The organism is Candidatus Krumholzibacteriia bacterium (genome assembly GCA_035649275.1).
Lineage (GTDB): Bacteria > Krumholzibacteriota > Krumholzibacteriia.
Window position 1 is genome coordinate 1 of record DASRJW010000075.1, and the last position, 8,485, is coordinate 8,485.

Here is an 8,485-nt window from a genome sequence, read left to right on the forward strand (position 1 = left end):
CTCGACTTCCCCAACGCCTGCAAGGACGCGCAAGGGCGCTTGCGGGTCGGTGCGGCCATCGGCGTGGGGTCCGACGCAGAAGAGCGGCTGGAGCGGCTGCTTTCGGCAGGGGTCGACGTGATCGCCGTGGACTCGGCGCACGGGCACACGGCGAACGTGCTCGATCTGGTGCAACGCATCAAGCGACAGCGGCCGGAGCTGCAGCTCATTGCCGGCAACGTGGTGACGCCGGAAGCGGTGCGCGATCTGGTGCGGGTCGGCGCCGACGCCGTCAAGGTGGGGATGGGGCCAGGGTCCATCTGCACGACCCGCGTCGTCGCCGGTATCGGCATGCCGCAGGTGAGCGCCGTGCTCGCCTGCGCGCGGGAGGCGGCCGACTCGGGGACGCCGATCATCGCCGATGGTGGCATCCGCTACTCCGGCGACATCACCAAGGCGATCGCCTCCGGAGCGCACTGCGTCATGATCGGCAGCTTGTTCGCCGGCACCGAGGAGAGCCCGGGGGAAATCGTCCTCTACGAGGGTCGCGCCTACAAGGCCTACCGCGGCATGGGGTCCATCGGTGCCATGCAGGCCGGCAGCGCCGAGCGCTATTACCAGAGTCGAACCAACGCCGCCAAGCTGGTCGCCGAGGGTGTCGAGGGTCGCGTGTCTTACAAGGGAACGCTGCGTGATCTGGTCTACCAGCTCGTGGGCGGGCTGCGCTCCGGCATGGGTTACTGCGGCGTGCGCGACATCGAAGGACTGCGGCGCGAGACCCGTCTCGTGCGCGTCTCGCCCGCAGGTCTCGGCGAGAGCCATCCGCACGACATCGCCATCACCCAGGAAGCACCCAACTACCAGGCGCCGTAGGCGTGGTGCCGCCCGGCAACACTCCGTTGCAGCCCCTCCGCATTGCCCCGTTGCGAGGTCGCACCGCCCCGTTGCGACCGCTCCGCATCGCCGCCGTCGAGTCGTACTTCGGCGGCTCCCACCGGTACTTCCTCGAAGGCCTGGCCCGGCACAGCCGGCACCGGCTCGAGCTCTTCACCCTGCCGCCGCGAATGTGGAAGTGGCGGGTCCGCGGCGCGGCGCTGCACCTGGCGCCGGCACTCGAAGCGGCAGGTCCTTTCGACGCGCTCCTCTGCTCCGACTTCGTCAACGTCCCGGACCTGCGGGCGCTGCTCCCGTCGGCGCTCCGCACCGTCCCGCTCCTCTATTACCTGCACGAAAACCAGCTCGACTACCCGTTGTCGCCGCACGAGGAGTTCGATCCCTACTTCGGCTTCACCAACGTGCTCTCCTGTCTTTCGGCCGAAGCGGTGGCGTTCAATTCGGAGTTCCATCGGCGGCAGTTCCTGGACCGTTTGCCGGGCTTCCTCCCTCGTTTGCCCGACTACGATCGCCAGCGCGTGGTGGAAACGATCCGCGGCAAGGCGGAAGTGCTGCCCGTCGGGCTCGACCTGGAGGAGCTGGAGCGGTCGCGTCCGGCGGCGAGCTCCCCTCGTCGTTCCCCTGCGGGCACACCGGACTCTCCGCGCCGCCTCCTCTGGAATCATCGCTGGGAGTTCGACAAGGCGCCGGAGCGCTTCTTCGCGGCGCTGGATGTTCTCGTCGCTCGCGACGTGCCCTTCCTCGTGGACGTGGTGGGGGAATCCTTCGTGCGCCAGCCAGGGGTGTTCGAGGCGGCCCATGCCAAGCTGGGCCATCGGATCGGTCGCTTCGGCACCGTGGAGGATCGGGCGGAATACGCGCGCCTCCTCTGGGAGGCGGACATCGTGGTGTCGACGGCGAAGCAGGAATTCTTCGGCATCGCCATGGCCGAAGCGGTCTGGTGCGGGGCCTTTCCCATCGCCCCGCGCGCCTTGGTGTACGAGGATTTCTACGGTGGCGAGGATGCTGCCCGGCATCTCTATCGAGACGACGCGGAGCTGGTGCGACTGCTCGAAGCCGCATTAACGGCGGACTCTCTGACGCCTTCGGCCCGGTTGCGCGAGCGACTCGCCGGGTTCGACTGGCGCGAAGTCGGGCCCCGCTTCGATGCCCGGTTCGAAAGGCTCGTGGAAGGCGCACCCGTTCAGGCGTGATTCAGGGCGCTCCGGCTCAGGCGTGATCCAGCGCGCGCCGGAGCGAGGCCGAGCACAGGCCCACTCCTTTGCTCACACAGAGCTCGGAGACGCTGAGGAGCGAGAGCCGCTACGCGTCAGCCTTCGAAGGCGAGAACTCGCTGCCACTCGGTCTGCAAGCCCTGCTCGCGAATCATCGCTTCGAGCTGCGTCCGGTCCCAGTCGGGACCCAGGCTGGCCAGCATGCGGCTCATGTCGCGCAGGTGTTTCTGCGACTGGCCTTCACGATAGAACTGGAGCTTGCGGATGATCACATACTCGGGGGGCGCCAGCCACAAGGCGCCATCCTCCAGCTGTACGTGCCGGGCATGTGCGAGACCCCAGGCATGCAAGACATCCTGTCCTGACAGGTAGATGTCGGCCTTGAAGCCTGTGTCGTGATGGATGAGATTGAAGTGACCACGCTGGCTTCGGGTGATTTCCAGTTCGATGACCTCGGCCGGGGGGCAGTAGAACAGGTCGCGTGGAAAAGCCGTCTCCAATGCTCGGACATCTTGGCGCTTCATGACGACGATGATGTCGACGTCGTTGGTCAGGCGCGGTTCGCCGTAGAAAGTCGCCGCGACACTACCGCTCACCATGTAGGGAAAACCCAAATCGTTCAGCTTCTGAGTGAAGACAAGGAACGGCTCAAGTGGCGGCATGCAGAAAGATCTCTCTCACCCGGCTCTGCACTTGCTCTTCAGTCCATTCCGGATGTTGCTTGCGGATGGCCGCGGCTTTGAGCCGACGCGCAGACCAGTAGAGGGCAGCGGCGCTGCGGAGCTTCTGCGCCCCGGTCAAGCGCCGGAGCGTGGCCACATACTCGGGTGTCAGCTCCACAGCCATGAACGAAGGCTAGCACCACAGGTTGGTCGGTTACAAGACTGGCTGATGAACCGCGCCGGGCACACGTCGCGCTCCGGGAAGGTCGTGCTGGGCTGAGGAACGGCTCTCGGAACCGACCGGTGAGGGAGTTCGACGCGGCATCATGGACGCCGCTTCTCTTCCTCGACGAAGGCGACGACGAAGTCCGTCGTGATCGCCGCGGTGGGATCCAGTCCGACCAAATGGGAGCGAAGGTATGCTTCCCAGCGCCCTGTGGGGATCTTCCTCCCCAGCACCTCCTCCAGCCGGAAGACGAGATCGAGCATGTCGATGGACTCGGCGCCCAGGTCCCGCATGAGCGCCGCATCGTCTGTCACGCTTTCCAGGGGCTGCACCAGCACGGCGGCGATGGTGCCCCGAACTGCTTCCCTCAATTCCCCGGGTAGCGGCGGATGAGGAGGCACGCGTTCTGCCCTCCGAATCCAAAGGAGTTGCTGAGCGCCGTGTCGAAACGCGCCACGCGGGCGCGATGCGGCACGTAGTCGAGATCGCATTCCGGATCGGGCTCGACCAGATTGATCGTGGGCGGCAGGAAACCGGCCTCGAGGCAGAGCACGCAGGCGGCCATCTCCACCGCGCCCGCCGCGGCCAGCAGGTGCCCCAGCATGGATTTCGTCGAGCTGATCGGCACCTGTGCCGCCCGGGCGCCGAACACCTCCTTCATCACGGCGGTCTCGATCCGATCGTTCATCGGCGTGCTCGTGCCGTGGGCGTTGACGTAGTCCACTTCGGCGGGGCCGATCCCGGCATCCTGCAAACAGCCGCGCACGGCGGCGGCGGCGCCGGCCGCATCGGGGCGTTCGTCGGTGATGCGGTAGGCGTCGCAGGTGGCGGCGTAGCCGAGGACCTCGGCGCGGATGCGCGCGCCCCGCGCCCGGGCCAAGGACTCGCGCTCCAGGACTAGGACGGCAGCGCCTTCGCCGAGGACGAAGCCATCGCGGGAACGCTCGAAGGGACGCGACGCCGCTTCTGGTTCCTCGTTCCGCCGCGACAGCGTGCCCAGCATCCCGAACCCCAGGATTCCCATGGGGTTGATCGTCGCGTCGGCGCCGCCGGCGAGCATCACGTCCACCTGGCCGTCGCGGAGCAGGCGGACGGCGTCGCCAATGGCTTGCGTCCCCGCCGTGCACGCCGTCGCCACGGTGCTGTTCGGGCCTCTGGCTCCGTGTTGTATCGCCACGTGCGCAGCGGCGAGATTCGGCAGGGCGCGAAGCCCGGTGAGCGGGTTGGTGCGCTCGCGATAGCTGCGCGTGAAGGCGGCCACGTCGAAGCGATCGCCACCTCCTTCGGCGGCGGCGGCGAGCACGGCGAGCGCCTGGCTCTCGAGCAAGTCCCCGTCCAGGAGACCCATGCCGCCGGCGCCGAGCGAGACGCCGAGGCGCAGTGGGTCGACGGCGTCTGGCCCGAGGCCGGCGTCGTCGCAGGCCATGCGCGCCGCGGCGACGGCGAACTGCGCGGCTCGATTCATGAGCTTCACAAGCTTGGGAGGACGCACGAAGGCGGCCGGATCGAAGGACGCCGCGGGGACGCTGGCGGCGATCTGCGTCTCCAGGTGGCGACAGTCGAAGGTGTCGATCCGGCGGACGCCGGAGCGGCCGTGCCGGAGCGAGTCGGTGAAGGCTTCGAGCCCCACGCCGAGGGGGGTGACGACGCCCACTCCAGTGACGACCACGCTTTCACTCATCGCCGCCCTCGGGGAACTCGCCGCACCAGGAGGCGATCGTCCGCCGCCAGAGCGGCAGGTACTCGGGTGCGATGAGGCCCTCGACCGGCAGGAGCTTGAAGCTGATCCGCGTCTGCGCGATCTGCCGCTCCTGCACGCGCGCCTCGCCGCGCACCCGCGCCGCGCGGTCGTCGCACTGTTCGATCTCGACCTGCAGGTGCACCGTGTCCCCGGGCCGGGCGAAGGAGCTGAAGCGCGCCCGGTCGATGGAAGCCATGAGGGCGACGCGCTCGCCGCCGAGGCTGCGGGTCAAGAGGACGCCGGCGAGCTGCGCCAGGCCTTCGAGGACGAAGACGCCCGGGAAGACGGGGTTGCCGGGGAAATGATCGCTGAAGGCGTCCTCGCCGAGGGTCACGCAGCGCACGCCCAGGGCGCGGACGCCGGGCTCGAGTTCGAGGATCCGATCCAGGTAGTAGTGTCGCATCAGCTCAGGCTGAAGCCTCCATCCACGACGATCACCTGGCCGCACAGCCAGCGCGACTCCGGGCTCAAGAGAAAAGCGATGACCGGCGCCACGTCTGCCGGCGTCCCCAGGCGGTGGCCGGGACGGCGGGCGCATTCGGCTTCGATCTCGCTGAAGGAGGCGAAGCTCCGCAGCGAGTCGGTGTCCACCGGCCCGGCGCAGACGGCGTTCACGTGCACTTGCTGCTCCGCGAGCTCCACGGCGAGATACCGCACCAGCGTCTCCAACGCCCCTTTCATGGCGCCGATGGTGGCATAGCCCGGCAGCACCGCGCGAGCGCCGAGACTGGAGAGCGCCACCACGCCAGCTCCGGGGGCGAGAAGTTCGCGCGCTTCCGCGAGCAAGTGCAGCAGGGCTCCCACGTGGGTGTCCCAGGTGATCTGCCACCTGCCCGGGCGCGTGTCGAGAACGGGAGAGAGGGAGCCGAGGCCAGCGCAATGCACCAATCCATGCAGTGTAGCACTGGCGCCGCGCACCTGGTGCACGAGCGCCGCGCATTCGTCGGGCTTGGCGACGTTGTGCGGCGCAAGGAGGACGCGGCGCTCCAGGGCGCGAATCTCCTGCGCCACTTCCTCGGCGGCGCGTTCGTTGCGCAGGTAACCCAGGACCACGTTCCAGCCCCGGCGCGCCAGCTCCAGGGCGGCGGCGCGCCCGATTCCCCGGCTCCCGCCCGTGACCAGAACCCACCGGTCTGTCGTGGCGGTCTCGGGGACGTGCCTCGTGCTCATGGGGTCACCGCTCGCTCCGTGCTGTCGTCACCGTTCTCTCAACGCTCTCGTCACCGCTCGCTCAGTGCTGTCGTCGTCGCTGGTTAACGCTGTTGTGTGCGCTCCGCCCGCAAGCGCGCGAAACGCTCCACCGAGAAGCGGGCGGCGGCGTCCGGCACATTGGCGATCTGCTCGAGACGCGCCGTGTCGGGTTCATGCTCGGCGTCCAGGTGCAGCTGATAGTAGCCGCGGCTGTGGAGGAAGATGGTGCGCTCTCGACCACGCGGCAAAGCAGGGGCAGGGAAAACGATGTTCGCCCAGTTCCCGGTTTCCGGCATCACATGGTAGGCGTCGTCCGCCGTCAGCAGCTGCGGCAGGACATCGTTGCCCTGGTGGTCCGCCGCCTCGGTCGGCGCCACGACGCGCAAGTCGAGCGGTGGGCCCGCGGGGGAGTAGTCCACGGCGAAGGAGTTGAGGGCCCAGAAGCCGACGGGCGGGCGGATGCGGAGGCGCAGCGTCTCTCCCTGAACATTGTGGATGTCGAGCGGCACCACGATGTTCTCCGGTGCCCGACCGTCTCCAGGAAGGAAGCCGCGCACCTGCCAGCCATCGGCCTCGTCCACCTCCACCTTCAGCAAGTAAAGCTCCTCCCGCTCGTTCCACGCTCGCAGCGAATCTTGCAGTGCCGGGACGCCATCGATGGCGGCGTGGACCCACGGCAGTTGGTTGCCGTGCAGATCGAGCAGTTCACGGATCATCATGGCGCCCCAGGTGCCGGTCTGCACATTCGCCACCAGCTTGGCCTGCTCGCTGCCAGCGGGGCGCGGGAAAGTCATGACGATCTCCGTGCGCACGCCACCCGCGCTCGTCGCCTCCGGAGGCGGTTCCCAGATGAGTTTGTCCGTCTCGACGAGCCAGGCGCGAAGATCGCGCCCCGCTTCGTCCGTTGCCGCGAGCAGGGGGCGGGTGGCGGAAACGTCATGGAACCGACCGCTTGCATCGACCGCCAGACGTTGGCCGGGCGCGTGGTCCAGGAGCAGGAGTTCCACCGAGTTGGTGCAGTCCGTCTCGGGCATCCGGTTGGCGAAGCGCAGGCGATACCTGCTGTCCACCGCGCGCAGGTTCTCCAGCTCGGTCCAATCGTCGCGCTCGAGGCCACGGCTGATGGCGCCGGCATAGGGTTCCGCATCGAAGACGTACTGGTTGCCATCCCAGGAATAGACATAGGGGCACGAGCTGCTGCCGGGGTTAGGATCCTCCCAGGTGGCCAGCACCACTATCATCAGCAGGATGAATGCACCGGCCGCCACCCCGACCACAGCACCTATCGTGCGGCCGGTGGAGAATTCCTTCACCTCGAGCCAGAGGTGCTGGACGTCGGCGAGAGCGATTCTGTATGGGGCTTTGTTGACGCTACTAAACAGGCTGTCGTTGCGCACGACGGCGGACTCGCCGGGGTAGCTATCGCCCCACCCGCCTTCCACGCTGACCTTATCGAACTGGACGTACTCGCCGCTCTTGGTCGTGATCGCCACGATCCGTTCGTCGGTCAGGTCTGGCGCGGCTTCGGGCAGGGCGGTGACGACGCGACTACGGCTACAACCACTGAGTTCGAAGAGGAGCGACGTGCACAAGAGGAGGGACAGCACGCGCTTACGCAAGGTGTTCGCTCCACATCCGGGCAACGTGGCGAATATACGGAGGGTCGCCATCGGGCGTCAAGAAGGCTCGGCGTTGTTCGCACCAAAGGGCGTCCTCTGAGTCGAGGCGCGCCGATTTGACGGCCGGGTGGGTGTTCGAAGGGGCAACCATCCCCGAGTACGATGGAGTAGACTGGGTCCAATGCGAACGGGCAATTGCCGACGGCAGCGGCAGCGCAACGCCCAGGCTCGGAGCGTTCAGTGGTCCCTCGTCAAGCGCTTGTACCGGTAATCGGCGCTCTGCTGATGATCCCTGGGCTTGCACTGCAGGCCCAGGGACAACCGGCGGAACTGTTTGCTTGTGGCCCTTGGTGTCGCGAGGGCAGGGGTGCCATAATGCTCAGCTGTCTCGACCCCGGGCCAGCGCTAGTGTTTGCAGAGATCGTGGGACGTGCCTGGTGGGGACCGCTCACATGGCAAGGACCGATTCAGATCTCTATACAAGCTCGACCGGTAGCACTTCTAGAGACGATCCCCTTGTACATCGAACTGCGCCTCGACGACGACACGGCCCGGAACTGTATTCCATTTGGCGGAAACGCGATCCGTTGGCAAACGCTCGGCGTCGGGGGGAGTTGCGATTCTCTTTGGGTCCATTCCGACCCGATCGACGTACCTCTAGAACAGGGCACGCGATACTGGGTCCAGGCTACCGGCTTCTGGGTGATGGATGGTAGGAACCCCGTCGCTTCCAGTCCTTTCGTGCGCTGCATCTGGATCAGACGGGCAACTGACGCCGTGGCGTCGTGGTCATGGAGTCGAGTGAAGGCGCTGTATCGCTGATATGGTGTGACCTTCTGTCAAGAGCAACGGCCTTCCTCCGCTCCCGGGGTGAAGACCGTTGTTTCGGTGAGCCCGGCGAAGACGACGGCCGGGGCAGGACACTTCGACGACGAGTCTTGAGCCGTAGCAAAGTTCGC

At 67.1% G+C, this 8,485-nt stretch carries 9 protein-coding genes; 2 read left to right on the top strand and 7 right to left on the bottom strand.

The window, feature by feature from the left end; genetic code table 11:
- On the top strand, positions 1 to 852 hold an 852-nt coding region (locus VFE28_07280; protein HZM15787.1), incomplete at its 5' end, for an IMP dehydrogenase.
- A gap of 71 nt (positions 853 to 923) precedes the next feature.
- Positions 924 to 2,066, top strand: a complete 1,143-nt coding sequence (locus VFE28_07285) for a DUF3524 domain-containing protein (GenBank protein ID HZM15788.1) — start codon at positions 924 to 926, stop codon at positions 2,064 to 2,066.
- A gap of 116 nt (positions 2,067 to 2,182) precedes the next feature.
- On the opposite strand, the gene VFE28_07290 is transcribed toward VFE28_07285, so the two are convergent.
- From VFE28_07290 to VFE28_07320, 7 genes are all read right to left on the bottom strand, one after another.
- Entirely contained in the window at positions 2,183 to 2,749 is a 567-nt protein-coding gene (locus VFE28_07290) for a hypothetical protein (protein ID HZM15789.1), read from the bottom strand.
- Positions 2,736 to 2,933, bottom strand: coding sequence for a hypothetical protein (locus VFE28_07295; protein HZM15790.1), 198 nt, complete (start codon positions 2,931 to 2,933; stop codon positions 2,736 to 2,738). Before VFE28_07295 ends, VFE28_07290 begins: the two co-directional genes overlap by 14 nt.
- 140 nt (positions 2,934 to 3,073) lie before the next feature.
- The gene (locus tag VFE28_07300) at positions 3,074 to 3,346 is read right to left on the bottom strand and encodes an acyl carrier protein (protein HZM15791.1); all 273 of its coding nucleotides are present in this window, start codon (positions 3,344 to 3,346) and stop codon (positions 3,074 to 3,076) included.
- Positions 3,343 to 4,656, bottom strand: coding sequence for a beta-ketoacyl-[acyl-carrier-protein] synthase family protein (locus VFE28_07305; GenBank protein ID HZM15792.1), 1,314 nt, complete (start codon positions 4,654 to 4,656; stop codon positions 3,343 to 3,345). The genes VFE28_07300 and VFE28_07305 overlap by 4 nt, the downstream gene beginning before the upstream one ends.
- Entirely contained in the window at positions 4,649 to 5,119 is a 471-nt protein-coding gene (locus tag VFE28_07310) for a 3-hydroxyacyl-ACP dehydratase FabZ family protein (protein HZM15793.1), read from the bottom strand. Before VFE28_07310 ends, VFE28_07305 begins: the two co-directional genes overlap by 8 nt.
- Positions 5,119 to 5,886, bottom strand: a complete 768-nt coding sequence (locus VFE28_07315) for an SDR family oxidoreductase (protein HZM15794.1) — start codon at positions 5,884 to 5,886, stop codon at positions 5,119 to 5,121. The genes VFE28_07310 and VFE28_07315 overlap by 1 nt, the downstream gene beginning before the upstream one ends.
- 83 nt (positions 5,887 to 5,969) lie before the next feature.
- Positions 5,970 to 7,526, bottom strand: coding sequence for a hypothetical protein (locus VFE28_07320; protein ID HZM15795.1), 1,557 nt, complete (start codon positions 7,524 to 7,526; stop codon positions 5,970 to 5,972).
- Between the last annotated feature and the right edge of the window lie 959 nt (positions 7,527 to 8,485).